The organism is Eikenella sp. NML070372 (genome assembly GCF_001648415.1).
In the GTDB taxonomy this organism is placed as follows: domain Bacteria; phylum Pseudomonadota; class Gammaproteobacteria; order Burkholderiales; family Neisseriaceae; genus Eikenella; species Eikenella exigua.
Genome location: NZ_LXSN01000003.1, coordinates 221,891 through 239,782, shown reverse-complemented (window position 1 = coordinate 239,782; position 17,892 = coordinate 221,891). Strand labels below are relative to the sequence as shown.

General features: G+C 53.6%; 16 protein-coding genes. 10 read left to right on the top strand and 6 right to left on the bottom strand.

The genetic code is table 11. The annotated features are described in order from the left end of the window. Positions 1 to 28: 28 nt before the first annotated feature. On the bottom strand, positions 29 to 817 hold the full coding sequence (gene pssA / locus A7P97_RS01380) for a CDP-diacylglycerol--serine O-phosphatidyltransferase (RefSeq protein ID WP_067530014.1): 789 nt from the start codon (positions 815 to 817) through the stop codon (positions 29 to 31). 239 nt (positions 818 to 1,056) lie between these two features. Here pssA and lpdA point away from each other — a divergent pair, with 239 nt between their 5' ends. After that, on the top strand, positions 1,057 to 2,859 hold the full coding sequence (gene lpdA, locus A7P97_RS01375; protein ID WP_067530013.1) for a dihydrolipoyl dehydrogenase: 1,803 nt from the start codon (positions 1,057 to 1,059) through the stop codon (positions 2,857 to 2,859). 363 nt (positions 2,860 to 3,222) lie between these two features. Further along, positions 3,223 to 4,251: an ACP S-malonyltransferase gene (locus tag A7P97_RS01370; protein ID WP_067530012.1), complete on the top strand. Its 1,029-nt coding sequence runs from the start codon at positions 3,223 to 3,225 to the stop codon at positions 4,249 to 4,251. Positions 4,252 to 4,705: 454 nt separating this feature from the next. Here the strand turns inward: A7P97_RS01370 and A7P97_RS01365 are convergent, their stop codons facing one another. The 3 genes from A7P97_RS01365 to uvrA are packed head-to-tail and all read right to left on the bottom strand — an operon-like array spanning position 4,706 to position 9,712. Beyond that, positions 4,706 to 5,572 (bottom strand): DNA adenine methylase, encoded by an 867-nt coding sequence (locus A7P97_RS01365; protein WP_067530011.1) that lies wholly within the window; start codon positions 5,570 to 5,572, stop codon positions 4,706 to 4,708. 4 nt (positions 5,573 to 5,576) lie between these two features. Continuing rightward, positions 5,577 to 6,809, bottom strand: coding sequence for a hypothetical protein (locus tag A7P97_RS01360; protein WP_067530010.1), 1,233 nt, complete (start codon positions 6,807 to 6,809; stop codon positions 5,577 to 5,579). 53 nt (positions 6,810 to 6,862) lie between these two features. Then, complete coding sequence (gene uvrA / locus A7P97_RS01355) at positions 6,863 to 9,712, bottom strand: excinuclease ABC subunit UvrA (RefSeq protein WP_067530009.1); 2,850 nt, start codon at positions 9,710 to 9,712, stop codon at positions 6,863 to 6,865. Positions 9,713 to 10,059: 347 nt separating this feature from the next. Between uvrA and mnmG the strand changes: the two genes are divergently transcribed. From mnmG to hslV, 8 genes are all read left to right on the top strand, one after another. Continuing rightward, the gene (gene mnmG, locus A7P97_RS01350) at positions 10,060 to 11,955 is read left to right on the top strand and encodes a tRNA uridine-5-carboxymethylaminomethyl(34) synthesis enzyme MnmG (protein WP_067530008.1); all 1,896 of its coding nucleotides are present in this window, start codon (positions 10,060 to 10,062) and stop codon (positions 11,953 to 11,955) included. 145 nt (positions 11,956 to 12,100) lie between these two features. Then, positions 12,101 to 12,538 carry a hypothetical protein gene (locus tag A7P97_RS01345; RefSeq protein ID WP_067530007.1) on the top strand — a complete coding sequence of 146 codons (438 nt, stop codon included), beginning with the start codon at positions 12,101 to 12,103 and terminating at the stop codon, positions 12,536 to 12,538. A gap of 312 nt (positions 12,539 to 12,850) precedes the next feature. Beyond that, entirely contained in the window at positions 12,851 to 13,909 is a 1,059-nt protein-coding gene (locus tag A7P97_RS01340) for an AI-2E family transporter (protein WP_067530006.1), read from the top strand. A gap of 124 nt (positions 13,910 to 14,033) precedes the next feature. Beyond that, positions 14,034 to 14,459, top strand: a complete 426-nt coding sequence (locus tag A7P97_RS01335; RefSeq protein WP_067530005.1) for a PACE efflux transporter — start codon at positions 14,034 to 14,036, stop codon at positions 14,457 to 14,459. Between the two features lie 118 nt (positions 14,460 to 14,577). Then, positions 14,578 to 15,207 carry a 16S rRNA (guanine(527)-N(7))-methyltransferase RsmG gene (rsmG, locus tag A7P97_RS01330; RefSeq protein ID WP_067530004.1) on the top strand — a complete coding sequence of 210 codons (630 nt, stop codon included), beginning with the start codon at positions 14,578 to 14,580 and terminating at the stop codon, positions 15,205 to 15,207. A gap of 59 nt (positions 15,208 to 15,266) precedes the next feature. Then, positions 15,267 to 16,040 (top strand): ParA family protein, encoded by a 774-nt coding sequence (locus tag A7P97_RS01325; protein ID WP_067530082.1) that lies wholly within the window; start codon positions 15,267 to 15,269, stop codon positions 16,038 to 16,040. 40 nt (positions 16,041 to 16,080) lie between these two features. Continuing rightward, positions 16,081 to 16,347: a hypothetical protein gene (locus A7P97_RS01320; protein ID WP_067530003.1), complete on the top strand. Its 267-nt coding sequence runs from the start codon at positions 16,081 to 16,083 to the stop codon at positions 16,345 to 16,347. Between the two features lie 127 nt (positions 16,348 to 16,474). Beyond that, positions 16,475 to 17,008 (top strand): ATP-dependent protease subunit HslV, encoded by a 534-nt coding sequence (gene hslV, locus A7P97_RS01315; protein WP_064106263.1) that lies wholly within the window; start codon positions 16,475 to 16,477, stop codon positions 17,006 to 17,008. 80 nt (positions 17,009 to 17,088) lie between these two features. On the opposite strand, the gene A7P97_RS01310 is transcribed toward hslV, so the two are convergent. Beyond that, positions 17,089 to 17,391, bottom strand: a complete 303-nt coding sequence (locus A7P97_RS01310; RefSeq protein WP_067530002.1) for a hypothetical protein — start codon at positions 17,389 to 17,391, stop codon at positions 17,089 to 17,091. Then, positions 17,388 to 17,810 carry a phage holin family protein gene (locus tag A7P97_RS01305; RefSeq protein WP_067530001.1) on the bottom strand — a complete coding sequence of 141 codons (423 nt, stop codon included), beginning with the start codon at positions 17,808 to 17,810 and terminating at the stop codon, positions 17,388 to 17,390. Before A7P97_RS01305 ends, A7P97_RS01310 begins: the two co-directional genes overlap by 4 nt. Positions 17,811 to 17,892 lie beyond the last annotated feature (82 nt).

Below are 17,892 nucleotides of genomic sequence, written 5' to 3'. Positions count from 1 at the left end.
ATCCCTAAATTCAGGCTGTTGCCACTTTTCAGGTAGCCTCTGGTTCTTTTTCCGCTTCCTGTTGCTCTTTCTGCTTGCGGCTGCGCTGCCAAAACCACATCACATAGCCCGATAGGCTGTAGGCCAAAAACAGCAGAAACAGCACCAACGAAGGCTCCCAAGTAATCACCAAAAAGCCGATCACTGCCAAGAGCAGCCCGAAAAACGGCACCTTGCGCCGCACATTGATTTCCTTAAAGCTCCAAAACCGTACCTGCGCCACCATCGAAAGCCCGGCAAACAGTGTGATGATCAAGCACCACCAGCGCGCCAGCGGCAGGCTGCCTAGGCTGTGATCCATCCACACCAGCCCGATTACCAAGGCTGCTGCCGTCGGGCTTGGAATGCCGATAAACCAGCGTTTGTCCACCTTGCCGATTAAAGTGTTGAACAAGGCCAGGCGCAAGGCCGCACAGGCGCAATAGACGAAGGCCACCGAATAGCCGATGCGTCCGAACTCGAAAAGCTGCCACTTATAGGCAATCAGCGCGGGCGCCACGCCGAAGCTCACCATATCGGCCAGGCTGTCGAGCTGTTCGCCGAACGCGCTCTGGCTGTTGGTCCAGCGCGCCACGCGGCCATCCATGCCGTCAAGCAGCATCGACACAAACACCGCCACCGCCGCTGTGTCGTAGAGGCCGTGCATGGATTGGGTGATGGCGAAAAACGCGCAAAATAAGGCCGCCAGTGTAAACGAATTGGGCAGCAGGTAGATGCTGTTTTGGCGGAAGGCTTCAAGGCGGCTGGCGGGCTGTTCGGGGGAGTGTGGCTGGGTCATTTGAGGCTACCTGAAAACTTGATAATTAAGAACCTATTATATACCCATCCCGCTATCGCTGCGCCCACAACAGAAAAACCTGCACCGATAAAGCTGCGGGGAAGACAGCGAAGTGCGTTATAATTCACTCTGTTGAACAATTAATCGGACAATACCGAAAACTTGGCAACATTGCGGGTTTCCATTTTTCAGGTAGCCCTTTGTGAATTAATCCAACACTCAAAATGAGGCACAACACAATGAGCTTGATCGAATTGAAAGTACCCGACATCGGCGGGCACGAAAATGTAGACATCATCGCCGTAGAAATCAAAGCAGGCGACACCATCGCTATAGACGACACCCTGATTACGCTGGAAACCGACAAAGCCACCATGGACGTGCCGGCCGAAGCCGCAGGCGTGGTGAAAGAAGTGAAAGTGAAAGTGGGCGACAAAATCTCCGAAGGCGGCGTGATTGCCGTGATCGAAGCCGCCGGTGCGGCTGCCGCTGCCGAAGCGCCGAAAGCCGCCGCCTCTCCGGCGCCGGAAGCCCCCAAAATCGCTGCGCCCGCACCGCAGGCGGCACAATTTGCCGGTTCTGCCGATGCCGAATACGACGTGGTGGTATTGGGCGGCGGCCCCGGCGGCTATTCCGCTGCATTTGCCGCAGCCGACGAAGGCTTGAAAACCGCCATCATCGAGCAATACAGCACCTTGGGCGGTGTGTGCCTGAACGTGGGCTGTATCCCGTCTAAAGCGCTGCTGCACAATGCGGCCGTGATTGACGAAGTGAAACACTTGGTGAAAAACGGCATCAAATTCGGCGAACCCGAAATCAATGTGGACGAACTGCGCGGCTACAAAGAAAAAGTGATCGCCAAACTCACCGGCGGCTTGGCAGGCATGGCCAAAGCCCGCAAAGTGGACGTTATCCAAGGTAACGGCCAATTCGTGGGCGCGAACCACATTGAAGTGTCGCTCACCGAATCCACCCAATACGAACAAGCCGCCGTAACCGGCGAGAAAAAAACCGTTGCCTTCAAAAACTGTATCATCGCCGTGGGCAGCCGCGTGGTGAAACTGCCCTTCATCCCGGAAGACCCACGCATTGTGGATAGCACCGGCGCGCTGGAACTGCGTCAAAACGGTGGCAAACTGCCGGAGAAAATGCTGGTCATCGGCGGCGGCATCATCGGCTTGGAAATGGGCACTGTGTACAGCACGCTGGGCGCACGCCTGGATGTAGTTGAAATGATGGACGGCCTGATGCAGGGCGCCGACCGCGACTTGGTGAAAGTGTGGGAGAAAATGAACGCCCACCGCTTCGACAACATCATGACCAACACCAAAACCGTGGCCGTAGAAGCCAAGCCTGACGGCATCTACGTAACCTTTGAAGGCGAAAAAGCACCGAAAGAGCCGCAACGCTATGATTTGGTGCTGGTGGCTGCCGGCCGCGCGCCGAACGGCAAACTCTGCTCTGCCGAAAAAGCCGGCGTGGCCGTTACCGAACGCGGCTTCATCGAAGTGGACAAACAAATGCGCACCAATGTGCCGCACATCTACGCCATTGGCGACGTGATTGGCCAACCCATGCTGGCGCACAAAGCCGTGCACGAAGGTCATGTGGCAGCGGAAAACTGCGCCGGCCACAAAGCCTACTTCGACGCACGCGTGATTCCGGGCGTGGCCTACACCGACCCCGAAGTGGCTTGGGTGAGCGTTACCGAAGAAATCGCCAAACGCGACGGCATCAAAATCACCAAAGCCGTATTCCCGTGGGCTGCCAGCGGCCGCGCTATCGCCAACGGCCGCGACGAAGGCTTCACCAAGCTGATTTTCGATGCCGAAAGCGGCCTGATTATCGGCGGCAGCATCGTTGGCACCCACGCCGGCGACATGATCGGCGAAATCTGCCTGGCCATCGAAATGGGCTGCGATGCAACCGACATCGGCAAAACCATCCACCCGCACCCCACCTTGGGCGAAAGCATCGGCATGGCGGCAGAAGTGGCCAACGGCACTTGCACCGACTTGCCGCCGCAGCGCAAGAAGAAATAAGCGTTTGACAGCTTAAATGCTGAATAGAAAAGGCTACCTGAAACTGTATTTAGCAGTTTTCAGGTAGCCTTTTAGTATGGCAGAGGCTACCTGAAAGCACCGTTTCAACGGAGAGGGTTTATTGCTTGGCAGAACCCAAGCTACACAGAAACTTCGCCTTAGCTATGCCAAGACATGGTTTTCAGGTGGCCTTCCCCGCATCCTATCCTTTCTCTCTACAAACAGCCCGATGTTTGACCTAACACAGCACCCGTTGCCACAGCAGCCCGTATAGTTATCGTAAGCAGTTCATCCGCCAGCATTGATTGGCATCTTGCGGACGGCACAGGTCGTCTGAAATCCATCACTTACGGGAGCAACATCATGGCTACACAAAACCGCCTGCTTGAACAACTGCATAACGAACCCTTCGCCCTCTGCTTTTCCGGGCAGGGCTTTGATTGGATAAGCAGCCTGCGCGAGGCTTTGGCCGACGGGGCGCGGGACAGGGCGAACGAAGTGGCTGTCGCTGCCGCCCGAATCTTGAAGCCCGTGGCCGGGCAGATTGCAGCAGCCCGCCCGCAGGGTTTCGAGCCGATAAAATGGGTGGAAAACGGCGCGGACGGCATCGATTTGGTGCGTGCCGCCGTGAGCGTGCCCGGCATTTTCCTGTCACAAATCACCAATCTGCACACGCTGGAAGCGCGCGGGCTGGACAGCGGCAAGGCGGCGGGCGTAATCGGGCATTCGCAGGGCATACTCGGGCGTTATCTGATGCGCGAGCCGCAACACGCCGCCGAACTGCTGGCCTTGGCCGAATTAATTGGCGCGGCGGCCACGTTGCAAGGGCGCGCAACGGGCATGTATCTGCATGACGGCAATCATCCGATGGTGATGGTGCAGGGCGTGAGCCGCGGGCAGCTTGCCGCCGTGATTGACGAACTGTTCCCCGCAGATTCCGCCGACCGCCCGTGTATCGGCTTGCAGAACAGCGCGGACGGCTTTGTCGTCAGCGGCAAGCCCGAATCGGTAGCGCGCGTGTGCGGAGTGTTGTCGGACACGGTGAAAGACGAAAACGGCCAAACGCCCGAAAACCTGCTGTGGCGGCTGGACGTGGAAGTCGGTTTCCACCACCCCGCCATGCTGCCCGCCGTGGCGCAAACAGCCGAATGGGCGGCAGCCTGCGGTTTGGATGCGGAACAGGCGCGCGGCATCGCACAAAATGTGTTGGTCAATCCCGTGGACTGGGTGGCAGAATGCCGCAGCATGGCCGCGCTGGGCGTGCGGCGGATTTTGGAAATCGGCCCCTCCGGCGGCGTGGCCATGCTGACGCAGGCGGTGCTGGACAGGGAAAGGATTGAAGTGCTGGATGTTTCCGGCGCGGAAGGCAAAACGGCGTTGTTTGGCGGATAACGGCGGTTTCTGATTTTTGAAACTGCGGCTGCCGCCAAGTTAAAAAAAAGGCTGCCTGAAAACGAACGAAGTGAGTTTCTGCGCAGCTAAAACGAACAAAGTGAGTTTTAACTTCGTTGAAGCTCACGCTTTCAGGTAGCCTTTATTGATGGGATATTTGAATGGCAGCTTGCTCAAAACGAAACTTCAACGGAGTTGAAAAGCAGCCTGCACATTGGTTTGTTTTAGGTGGGCGGTTTGGGGATGGACGGATAGGCTGTATTGGTATTTGAGGCCGTCTGAAAAGTGGCAGCTTCAACGAAAGTAAATTTGGAAACGGCAAACCGTCAATCAAATAACCGCGTGCGTGCGTACCGCACACACTACGTATTGGCTTTGAAGTTCCGTGTAATTCACAGTAGGGGGTGTGGAGCAACCACGCACGTGGTTGGTTGAGTATGCAGGCTACGGTTGGCTACTCAATAATTTTATAGTTTTTTAATTGTTGAATAGCTTTTTGAAATCGCAATTGTCCAGAAAAAATAATTACCTCATCACCAACACGATTAGATGTTGATTGAGCTAATTGATAGACAACTTGATAATTATTTGAATAAATATTTTTAATGAACTCATGATTGTCATAAGATACAATCCATTTTTTTTTAAGTTTTTCTATAATAATTTTTAGTCTTAAGTGATCTTTATCTTTAAAATAATTCATATATAAATCTGAACCTTTTTGATAATATGGTGGATCGAAATAAATAAAAATATCATCTTTTTTGCGATTTATCTTTTTTACAAAATCTACCCCATCTAAATTAAATAAATGAATTCTCTCCCTAAATAAAGAAATCTTTTGTATTCTATTAATTAAATCCTGTTTATTAAATCTAGCATCAATCTTGTATTTTCCTTGTTGTTTTTGCCCACCAATCACTCCACCTTTTAAAACACCTGATACATTTGTTCTATTAAGGAAAAAAGTTGCTTTAGCTAGACTTATCAAATCGCTAGATGTGTTTTGATAAATAAAACGACACTCATGCCAATTTTCTAAATTTACAGGAACATCTTCAATCCAATCACACAGTTCATTAGGATAATATAGAGTGGTAAACCAAAATGAATAAATAGATTTGTCATAATCATTTAAGTAGACTTTATCAACAAATTCATTGAATAAAAGTTGTAGTGCGAGTCCGCATCCACCTGCATAAGGTTCTGCATAGGAGTATCCAATTAACGAATTTTCGTAAAAAAGTGATGACATAAAAGGAAAAATAGACGTTTTCCCCCCTGGGTATCGCAGAGGGGATGCAAAGGATCTAATAGACATTTAACTATGGCCTCCCATGAGATTTTTCTAAAATTTTACCAATTATTATTGACATGGCTAATAATTGATCTAGGTTTTTTGCTGCTGTATATTGGTGAGCTCCAATTTGTAAGAGCTGGTCTATACTTCCTTCTGTCACATTTTGTGTAGATAAAGTTGTTTTTTCATCTTGAGATAAATTTTCTTTGGCTAATTTGAAATATTTTTGTGTATATTTGTTCAAAGGAATAGATTCTTCTTTTGCAGCAGTTTCAACGATTAATCTCAAAGCCATTCGAATAATGACAGGAAAGCCGTGGCTTAATTTATCTTTTTTATCACAATAAAACTGATAAAGTTCGGTTATATCACGGTACAGATCGCTAACATCTCCATGTCTTAAGAAAAGTATTCCTCCAAAAATAGGTTGGTGCTTTTTCTTTGTTCTGGAAGACTGCCTTTTTTGTGGTTTATTTTCTACGATATTGTCATTTGTTTTTTCTTTAAATTCTTTTAGCTCATTTGAAATATTGCTTGTAATTATTTTCTGATTTTCCGGCTCTAAAACTTCATATGATTTGCCACGATTTTTACGTGTTGAAATAACTTTATTTTGGATCTTCTCAACTAAGTCATTTAATATTTTTACTGTATTCTCATATGAATTCTTAGTAAATAATTTTCCTTCTTTAACAACTAGCCCTAATTTGTTAAGATTTTCTTGAGAAAAAACTTCTTCTTTGACAAATAGTTGATTTAAACTAGGATAGTTTGAAATAATATTTGTAGCTTCATTTAAAACAAGAAAAGAGCTTTTTTCTTTATCTAAATGTTTATGCTGGAAAATATCGCGTTCCAATGGATCCCATGAACCACTGTTAGCATGTTTTCTCCAAATACTTTGTAGTGCAATCTCTTTTGCACATACATTACAAGGAATACTGTCTTCATAAGAAGGAATATTCTTGATTCCATGATTAATATTAACGATCCCCTTAGCTAAAAGCCCTAATGCTACACGCCTATTTCCATCATAAACAACGGGCTTCCCTTCATGATAAACAATTGTTGGCAATTCGCTAAAGTCATAAAAATTTCCCATTGAGTCTGCTAATTTCTGTAATTCCCATTTTCTTGTGTTAGCTAATGCTCTAGAGATAATAGTTTCATTGTTAGAGTTGGGACTGATAGGATCGCGAGGATTCTCACTCCAAAGGATTAATTCTTTTAGCGGAATGTTTTTAATTTCTTGTTTCATATGATTTTATCCATAAAAATAAAAATGTTAATCTAAAATTTGATTACTACTGCTTATAAAACCACCTTCAAATACTTCCCAGTATAACTCCCCTTCACCTTCGCCACCTGCTCAGGGCTACCGCAAGCAATAATCATACCGCCACCATCTCCGCCTTCCGGCCCCAAGTCCACAATCCAATCCGCGGTTTTAATCACGTCCAGATTATGCTCGATAATCACAATCGAGTTGCCTTTGCCTTTCAGACGGCCTATGACTTCCAGCAGCAGGGCGATGTCGGCGAAATGCAGGCCGGTGGTGGGTTCGTCGAGGATATAGAGCGTTCTGCCGGTGTCGCGTTTGGAGAGTTCCAAGGCGAGTTTGACGCGTTGGGCTTCGCCGCCGGAGAGGGTGGTGGCGGATTGGCCGAGGCGGATGTAGCCTAGGCCTACGTCCATCAGGGTTTGCAGTTTGCGCGATACGGTGGGGACGGCATCGAAAAATTCGCGGGCTTCTTCGACGGTCATGTCGAGGACTTGGCTGATGTTTTTGCCTTTGTATTGGATTTCGAGGGTTTCGCGGTTGTAGCGTTTGCCGTGGCAGACTTCGCAGGGGACGTACACGTCGGGCAGGAAGTGCATTTCGACTTTGATGACGCCGTCGCCTTGGCAGGCTTCGCAGCGGCCGCCTTTGACGTTGAAGGAGAATCGACCGACGTTGTAGCCGCGTTCGCGCGAGAGGGGTACGCCGGCGAAGAGTTCGCGGATGGGGGTGAACAGGCCGGTGTAGGTGGCGGGGTTGGAGCGCGGGGTGCGGCCGATGGGGGATTGGTCGACGTTGATGACTTTGTCGAGATGTTCGAGGCCGCGGATGTCGTCGTATGGGGCGGGTTCTTCTTGAGCGCGGTTGAGTTCGCGGGCGGTGATTTTGGCGAGGGTGTCGTTAATCAGGGTGGATTTGCCGCTGCCGGATACGCCGGTGATGCAGGTAATCAAACCGAGCGGCAATTCGAGGGTAACGTTTTTGAGGTTGTTGCCGCGCGCGCCTTTGAGGACGAGCATTCGGTCGGGATTAACGGGGGTGCGTTCAGACGGCACGGCAATGGATTTTTTGCCGCTGAGGTATTGTCCGGTAACGGATTTTTCGCATTTGGCGACGTTTTCGGGCGTGTCGGCAATCAGTACGTTGCCGCCGTGTTCACCCGCGCCCGGGCCCATATCGACGACGAAATCGGCTTCGCGGATGGCGTCCTCGTCATGTTCGACCACAATGACGCTGTTGCCCAAATCGCGCAGGCGTTTGAGGGTGGCGAGCAGGCGGTCGTTGTCGCGCTGGTGCAGGCCGATGGAGGGTTCGTCCAAAACGTACATCACGCCGGTCAGGCCGCTGCCGATTTGGCTGGCGAGGCGGATGCGCTGGGCTTCGCCGCCGGAGAGGGTTTCGGCGGAGCGGGAGAGATTCAGGTAATCCAGCCCGACGTTAATCAGGAAGCCGAGTCGCTCGGTGATTTCTTTGAGGATTTTTTCGGCGATTTGTTTTTTGTTGCCGTCCAAATCCAGCGTTTCAAAGAATTGGTGGGTTTTGGTCAGCGGCCAGGCGGAGACTTCGTGTAAAGGTTCGCCGCTGACGTAAACGTAGCGCGCTTCTTTGCGCAAACGTGCGCCGCCGCAGCTCGGGCAGGCGCGGTGGTTTTGGTATTCGCGCAGTTTTTCGCGCACGGTTTCGCTGTCGGTTTCGCGGTAGCGGCGTTCGAGATTGGGGATGATGCCTTCGAAGGCGTGGCTTCGGTTGAAGGTGGTACCGCGTTCGGACAGGTAGGTGAAATCAATGACTTCTTTGCCCGAGCCGTGCAGCACGACTTTTTTGACTTTTTCAGGTAGCGTTTCCCAAGCAGCCTGCACGTCGAAACCGTAATGCCGCGCCAACGACTGAATCATTTGGAAATAGAACTGGTTGCGCTTGTCCCAGCCGTCAATCGCGCCCGTTGCCAATGACAATTCGGGGTGGGCGACCACTTTTTCGGGGTCGAAGAAATTGGTGTTGCCCAAGCCGTCGCAAGTCGGGCAGGAACCCATCGGGTTGTTGAACGAAAACAGGCGCGGCTCTAATTCGGGCAGGCTGTACGAACACACGGGGCAGGCGAAACGCGCGGAAAACCAATGTTCTTCGCCGCTGTCCATTTCCATCGCCAGCGCGCGCTCGTTGCCGTGACGCAGCGCGGTTTCAAAACTTTCCGCCAGCCGCTGCTTGATGTCCGCCTTCACTTTTACGCGGTCGATGACGACGTCGATATTGTGCTTGATGTTTTTTTCCAGCTTCGGTACTTCGTCAAGCTGATAGACCTCGCCATCCACGCGTACCCGCGCAAAACCCTGCGCCTGCAAGTCGGCAAAGAAATCGACAAACTCGCCCTTACGCTCGCGCACCGCCGGCGCCAGAATCATCACGCGCGTGTCTTCCGGCAGCTTCAACACGGCATCGACCATCTGAGATACGGTCTGGCTCGACAGCGGCAAATTGTGTTCGGGGCAATACGGCGTGCCGACGCGGGCGTACAAAAGGCGCAGGTAATCGTGGATTTCCGTAACCGTACCCACGGTGGAACGCGGGTTGTGGCTGGTGGATTTCTGCTCGATGGAAATCGCGGGCGACAGTCCTTCGATCAAATCGACATCGGGTTTGTCCATCATCTGCAAAAACTGCCGCGCATAGGCGGACAGGCTCTCGACATAACGCCGCTGCCCTTCGGCATACAGCGTGTCAAACGCCAGCGACGATTTGCCGCTGCCCGACAGCCCCGTGACCACCACCAGCTTGTGGCGCGGAATGTCCAAATCGACATTTTTCAAATTATGCGTGCGCGCGCCGCGGATGCGGATGGTGCCGTTGTCGCGGGTGAGGGGGGGATGGTTGTGGTTGCACATAATGAAGTCGGAAAACTCGAATAAAAAGAAACTGCGTATTGTAACACTTTCAGCCCGCCTCTTGCCCTACGCCGCAAACCGGAAAGGCTACCTGAAAGCCGTTTTTCAAGCGCACAACTTTTTCAGGTAGCCTGAATTCCAGCACAGGCTACCTGAAAATGAGCAAAGCGAATTTCGCCAAAACGAGACTTCCGGAGGAAGCCGAGTTTCTGCGGAGCTAAAACAATATTTGGGAGAAACCAAGGCAGGGTTTCTGCCAAGCTCAAAACCCATTTCCGTTTCTCAGGTAGCCTCATCCGGCGGCAAAACCGCGTATAATCGCTTGATTTTTTACTATCCACACAATCATGCCCACCATCCTCTACCCCAAAACCTACGACGTCATCGTCGTCGGCGGCGGCCACGCAGGCACGGAAGCCGCGCTTGCCGCCGCACGCATGGGCGCGCAGACGCTTTTGCTCACACACAACATCGAAACGCTCGGACAAATGTCGTGCAACCCCTCCATCGGCGGCATCGGCAAAGGCCATCTTGTGCGCGAACTCGACGCGCTCGGCGGTGCGATGGCGTTGGCCACCGACAAATCCGGCATCCAGTTCCGCCGCCTGAACGCCAGCAAAGGCGCGGCGGTTCGTGCCACGCGCGCGCAGGCGGACCGTATTCTGTACAAAGCCGCCATCCGCGAAATGCTGGAAAACCAAGAAAACCTCGACCTCTTCCAGCAGTCGGTTGACGACGTAACGCTCGACGGCGACCGCATTTCAGGCGTAATCACCGCGATGGGCGTGGAATTTAAAGCCCGCGCCGTCGTACTGACCGCAGGCACGTTTTTGTCCGGCAAAATCCACATCGGTTTGGAAAACTACGAAGGCGGTCGCGCCGGCGACCCCGCCGCCAAATTGCTGGGCGGACGTTTGCGCGAGTTGAACCTGCCGCAAGGTCGTCTGAAAACCGGCACGCCGCCGCGCATCGACGGACGCACGATTGATTTCTCCCAGCTCACCGAACAGCCCGGCGACACGCCCGTTCCGGTAATGTCCGTGCGCGGCAACGCCGAAATGCACCCGCGCCAAGTGTCCTGCTGGATTACGCATACCAACCTGCAAACACACGACATTATCCGTTCAGGCTTCGACCGCAGCCCCATGTTCACCGGCAAAATCGAAGGCGTCGGTCCGCGCTACTGCCCGTCTATCGAAGACAAAATCAACCGCTTCGCCGACAAAGACAGCCACCAGATTTTCCTCGAACCCGAAGGCCTGACCACCAACGAATACTACCCCAACGGCATCTCCACCAGCCTGCCGTTCGACATCCAAATCGCGCTCGTGCGCAGCATGAAAGGCCTGGAAAACGCCCATATCCTGCGCCCCGGCTACGCCATCGAATACGACTACTTCGACCCGCGCAACCTCAAAGCCAGCCTCGAAACCAAAACCATCCAAGGCCTCTTCTTCGCCGGACAAATCAACGGCACGACCGGTTACGAAGAAGCCGCCGCACAAGGCCTGCTCGCAGGCGCAAACGCCGTGCAATACGTCCGCGGACAAGACCCGCTCCTGCTGCGCCGCGAACAAGCCTACCTCGGCGTATTGGTGGACGACCTCATCACCAAAGGCGTGAACGAACCCTACCGCATGTTCACCAGCCGCGCCGAATACCGCCTGCAACTGCGCGAAGACAACGCCGACATGCGCCTGACCGAAGACGGCTACAAAATCGGCTTGGTGGGTGAAGAGCAATGGCGCATATTCAACGAAAAACGCGAAGCCATCGAACGCGAAATCCAACGTTTGAAAACAACGTGGTACACGCCGCAAAAACTCGCCGAAGACGAACAAATCCGCGTGTTCGGACAAAAACTCAGCCGCGAAGCCAACCTGCACGACCTCCTGCGCCGCCCGAACCTCGACTACGCCGCACTGATGACGCTCGAAGGCGCACAACCCGAGTGCAGGCTGCCTGAAAACGTGATTGAGCAAGTGGAAATTCAAGTCAAATACCAAGGCTATATCGACCGCCAAAACGAAGAAATCGACAGCCGCCGAGATTTGGAAACATTGAGGCTACCTGAAAACATCGATTACAGCAAAGTCAAAGGCTTATCCGCCGAAGTGCAGCAAAAGCTCAACCAGCACAAACCCGAAACCGTGGGGCAGGCAAGCCGAATTTCCGGCGTAACGCCTGCAGCAGTGGCGTTGTTGATGGTGCATTTGAAGCGCGGGTTTAAAGGGGCGAAGTAGGCTACCTGAAAGCGTAGCTTTAATAAAGACTGCCTGAAACTGTGTAAGTATGAATAACCAACATTCCGCATATTGCCCACGCAATGCACACCATGCTTTGCAAGCTGCTTGTATTGTTTGAATAAACCACATAAGGAGGTAAAAAATGAATACTGCCCATTTCCCCAAATTCCTATCGGCTCTGCTGCTTGGCTTTGTTATGCCTGCTCAAGCATATGTAGAGTCAATAACTTGTGGTGGTATCGGCGGTCGTTGCAACATCATACATATAGAAGATTGCATCATGTTGCAGGCAAACGGTAGCCACCATACCGAACGCTGTTCGGTTCACTCCTTTGTAAGTGGATTTTTAGAGCCGAAGCCAACTAGACAAGTTGTCCATGCTGTCCATATGATTAGCTTCGGCAAAAATCCGGCCAACTTTACTTATGATGTCCGAAACAGCGCCAAATTTTATGTGGATAACGCATTCCAATGCAGTGAAAAAACGGATGACGACTATCTCTGCTTCCCCGACACCCGCCCCGATACCGCAATATGTATTAGTTCCGCTATAGTCAATAAAATGCCTTTTGAGCATTGATTTTTAATGCTCTTAAGAAAACATTGCATTGACTTTATGTAAAATTCAGTGGTTGTAAATGAAAAATCAATGCTTGTTCCACTATTTAGATGTGCGGATTGAAGTATGCGAAGAAGTGCGTGCAGCTTCTGCTTCTGGTATCCGCTTCTCCTTTTCAGGTAGCCTGAAAGAAAGGCTCAAAAGAAATTCTTGTTTTAGCAGAATCGCCAAGCCTAACCCTCCACCCACCGCGCTATAATCCGCCGTTTAAAGGCTACCTGAAACCCAATCCCTGTTTTCAGGTAGCCCCACCCTTTTACACACCACCACATCATGCACACCGAACCCACCAAATTCCGCACCGCTTCCTACATCCTGATGGCTGCTGCGCTGCTGGTTATCCTGCACTTCCGCTTCTTGCCGCTGTTGCTTTCCATCATCCTTACCTACATTTTCATCAACCGTACCAACGGCCTGATTCTGTGGATGCGCGGCCGCCTGCTGCCGCACAACACCTTCCTGCACCGCTCGCTCAATGTGCGCAACATCAACCTCGTTTCCGCCACGTTCACCATCAGCCTGGTGCTCTTAGCCATCACCTTGATGGCGCTGGGCGTGTACCGCCTGATTCACAGCGGGCACATCACGGTGATGCTGTCCAAGCTCGCCACCATTCTGGCCAACACCAAAAATAACGGCGAGCTGCCGCCGGCCATTTTGAATATGCTGCCCGAAAATCTGGCCGAAATTAAAGCCGCCGCTGCCGAACTGCTCACCGAATACGGCGCCACGCTCACCCGCATCAGCAAAAACAGCTTTACTTCCTTTGTGTATGTGCTCATCGGCGTGATTATCGGCGCGCTGCTCAGCTTCCACCGCCTCAATACCCGCCGCAGCCGTCATCAGATGCCGCCGTTTAAAGCCCAATTGGTGCGGCGCATTACCAACTTCCAAACCAGCTTCGAGCGCGTGTTTATCGCCCAGGTGAAAATCTCTTTAATCGATACCGCTGTTACCGCCGTGTATCTTTATCTGATCCTGCCCGCCTTCGGCGTGGAGCTGCCTTTCCGGCTCACCGTGTTGGTGATTGCATTTATGGTGGGGCTGGTGCCGGTGGCCGGCAATCTGGTGTCCAACACAGTCATCATCATCCTCAGCCTGGGCGCATCGCTCTATGTGGCCGCAGCTTCGCTGGTGTTTTTGGTGGTGGTACACAAGCTGGAATATTTCCTCAACGCCAAAATCATCGGCTCGCAAATCGAATCGAGCGCATGGGAATTATTGCTGGTGATGGTGGTGTTCGAGCGAATTTTCGGCATCAGCGGCATCATCATTTCGCCAGTGTATTATGCTTATTTGAAGAACGAGCTGAAGCAGGCAGGGCTGATTTAGCCGGATGGGGCTACCTGAAATTCGGCAAGCCGCAGCTATTTAGAGTAAAGAGTAAGAGGCTGCTTGAAAGTTTCAGGTAGCCTCTGCGCTATAATATCCATCCCTCCCCCACGCGAGCCGAATCGTGAGCTTCTTCGAGCGTTTTATTCATGCCTTGCTGTTTGAAACCGGCGCGGTGCTGATTTCCGCCGTGGCCGTGCTACTGTTTGGGCTTTCCCATGCCGGCACGGCGTTTGGCATGAGCGTGGCGGTGTCGGTAACGGCGATGGTGTGGAATTTCCTGTTCAACTGGGGGTTCGACAAAATCTTCACCGGCCGGCGCGAGCGGCGCGGCTGGGGCGTGCGGATGTTGCAAACTGGCGCGTTTGAAGGTGGGCTGTTGTTTTTCACCGCGCCGCTGATTGCCTGGTTTCTGCAAATTACGCTGTGGCAGGCGCTGCTCACCGACATCAGCCTCACCCTCTTGATTGTGCTCTACTCCCTGGTTTACAACTGGGTGTTCGACCACATCCGCGCCTATTGGCTGGCCAATCGGCACAAGGTTTCCTAGCCGCCAGATTTTATTCTTTGTATAGATGGAGTAAAATCCGTCCAACATTCCAACAGGCTACCTGAAACAGCCAAACCCCTTTTCAGGTAGCCCTAATCTTTATCCGAAACCGCAATTTATGGACAACAAACAACAACTGCAAGAAGGCATTGCCGCCCTCGGCCTCAACCTTTCCACCGCCCAGCAGCTTTTGCTGCTCGAACACGCCTCGCTGCTGCAAAAGTGGAACCGCACTTACAACCTCACCGCCCTGCGCCGCAACGACCAAATCATCAGCCGCCACATTCTCGACAGCCTCACCCTGCTGCCCTATGTGAAAGAAGCGAAAACCCTGATGGACGTAGGCTCCGGCGGCGGCATGCCCGGCATTCCCACCGCCATCTGCCGCCCCGATCTGCAAATCACCCTGCTCGACGCCAACACCAAAAAAACCGCCTTCCTGCAGCAAACCGTGATCGAACTGGGCTTGAGCAACGTTACCGTGGCCGCCGGCCGTGTGGAAACCATCTACGATAAAAAAGTGGACGTGGTAACCAGCCGCGCCTTTGCCGAGCTGGCCGATTTTGCCGCACTCACCAAACACCTGCTCAACGAAAACGGCTACTGGGCCGCCATGAAAGGCGTGTATCCCTACGAAGAAATCGAGCAGCTGCCCGCGAATATCGAAGTGGTGTCTGCCGATAAGCTCGACGTGCCCATGCTGGAAGCCGAGCGGCATATGGTGATCATGCGTCCCAAGCGTGCATGAAGCCGAAATTAGCCTGAATATTTCCGTTTCCCCAACCCTTCCCATAGAAAGGCCAGATGATGAGCGCTACCGTTATCGCCATAGCCAACCAAAAAGGCGGCGTGGGCAAAACCACCACCGCCGTCAATCTGGCCGCTTCCCTGGCCGAACGCAAACAGCGCGTGCTGGTGGTCGATCTCGACCCGCAGGGCAACGCCACCACCGGCAGCGGTATCGACAAAAGCAGCCTGCGCAGCGGCACCTATCAAGTGTTGCTCGAGCAGGCCGCAGCCGCCGACTCCCGCCTCAAAAGCCCGCACGGCCGCTACCACATCCTCGGCACCAACCGTTCCTTGGCCGGCGCCGAAGTGGAGCTGATTCAGGAGATCGCCCGCGAGATGCGCCTCAAAACCGCCATCAAGCCGCTTTTACCGGAATACGACTACATCCTCATCGACTGCCCGCCCACCCTCACCCTGCTCACCCTCAACGGCCTCGTGGCCGCCGACCGCCTCATCGTACCCATGGTGTGCGAATACTATGCCCTCGAAGGCATTTCCGACCTCATCGCCACCGTGCGCAAAATCCGCAAAGCCATCAATCCCAAGCTCGACATCCTCGGCATCGTGCGCACCATGTACAACCCGCAAAGCCGCCTGTCGCTGGAAGTGGGCGAGCAGCTGGAAAAACACTTCTCCCGCCTCGTGTTCAACACCATCATCCCACGCAATGTGCGCCTGGCCGAAGCCCCCAGCCACGGCATGCCCGCCCTGGCCTACGACCCCAAAGCCAAAGGCAGCATCGCCTATCTGGAACTGGCCGACGAAGTCATCGCCCGCTGCAAAGCGGCCTAAAGCCAGTGGGAAAGGCTATCTGAAACCCCGTTGGCCGAGTTTGCCACCCCCGACTCTCCCAACAAACCGCTACGCCCGCCACGCCGCTGCGCTGGCCGGCCGCCCATTCCGCCTCACTGCCCGCACCGAACAGCCCTACTACTGCACCATCCTCCTGCTCGACGCCGTGCGCACCCAAGCGCCCGCCTTCAATCCGCCCTGGCAAAATATCGACCTGGCCGTATTTCGCGGCGAATACCTCTTCCCCGAAGCCTTCGCCCAAAGCGACATCGAATGGCTCGCCGTCATCCCCGCCGATGCCAGCTAAAGCAGAAACCTGGCTACCAAATGTTTTCAGGTAGCCTCATCCCTCTTTGAGGCTACCTAAAAAATTGAAATCCGCGCCGCTGCCCTAATCTGCCGCCTATTCCCAACCGTTTCAAAAAGGAAGCACCATGCAGCAATTCGACGGCACCACCATCGTTTCCGTGCGCCGGGGCGGCCAAGTCGCCATCGGCGGCGACGGCCAGGTCAGCCTGGGCAACACCATCATCAAAGCCACCGCGCGCAAAGTGCGCAAACTGTATAACAACACCGTTTTGGCCGGATTTGCCGGCGGTACGGCCGATGCGTTTACCCTGATCGAGCTTTTCGAAGCCAAATTGCAGAAACACCAAGGCCGGCTCACCGTATCCGCCATCGAGCTGGCCAAAGAATGGCGCACCGACCGCGCCCTGCGCCGCCTCGAAGCCATGCTGATTGTGGCCGACAAAGACAACACCCTCATCATCACCGGCAACGGCGACGTGCTCGAACCGGAAGGCGGCATCGCCGCCATCGGCAGCGGCGGCTCCTATGCCCAGGCCGCCGCCCGCGCACTGGTGGAAAACACCGAGCTGCCGCCCGAAACCGTGGTGAAGAAAGCATTGGAAATCGCCGGCAGTATCTGCATCTACACTAACGACCAGCACACGGTGGAAACGCTCTAAGCACCGGCCGAATGTAAGAAAGGCTACCTGAAAACGGTTCAAACCGGTTTTCAGGTAGCCTTTGCCGCCAGACCAACTATTTACTTTCCTTTTTTCCTTTTCTCTGGCTCGTTGCTCCACCAGCGCCATAGCAGGCGGCCGAATTTGGGCAGCAGTTGGCGTTGTTTGGGAGCGGGCAGAACGGCGGCTTGCCACAACAGCATGGCCAAGGGCAGGCTGTCGGCCAGTTTGAACCAGTCGATGGGCTTGTTGGCGCGGTTTCGGCCTTGTTGGCGCAGCTGTTCGCTGCGGATTTTCAGGCGGGCGAGTTCGGCCTGCAGAGCGAGCAGTTCGCGCTGCTGCGCCTTGCTGAGCGGCTGCTGGGGCTGAGGCTGGGCGTTCATTCGGGCTGCTCCGGCGTGATGTTGGCAGGCCGGGTGCTTGCACTGGCGGTATGGCCGCGCAGGGTATCGAGGTCGCGGCGCATATCGGCGAGGGTGGAGGCTACCTGAACGCCGGCCTGCCGCCAGCCGGACAGGGCGCGGGCGAGCAAGAACCAAGCGATAAGCAGGAGCAACACGGGCAGGCCGAAAAACACCCAGATTTTGATGTGTACGGGCAAGACGGCATCGAGGCCGAAGAAGAGGCTGACCAGGGCGGCGAGCAGCAACACGCTGCCCGCGAACAGGGCGGCGGTGATTTTGATGAAGCTGGTGGCTTGGCCGGAAAGGTCGATACCGAGGATTTGCAGGCGCAGCAGCAAGAGGTCCGCGCCTTGGTTGATGAGGAAGCGGATGTGGTTGATGTTGTGTTTGAGGCTCATGCGGCGCTCCCGTTCGGATGGGGATAGAGGTGCCAAATAGGCGGGTAACGCTATGCCCTGCCTATTTGGCGCAACGATCAAA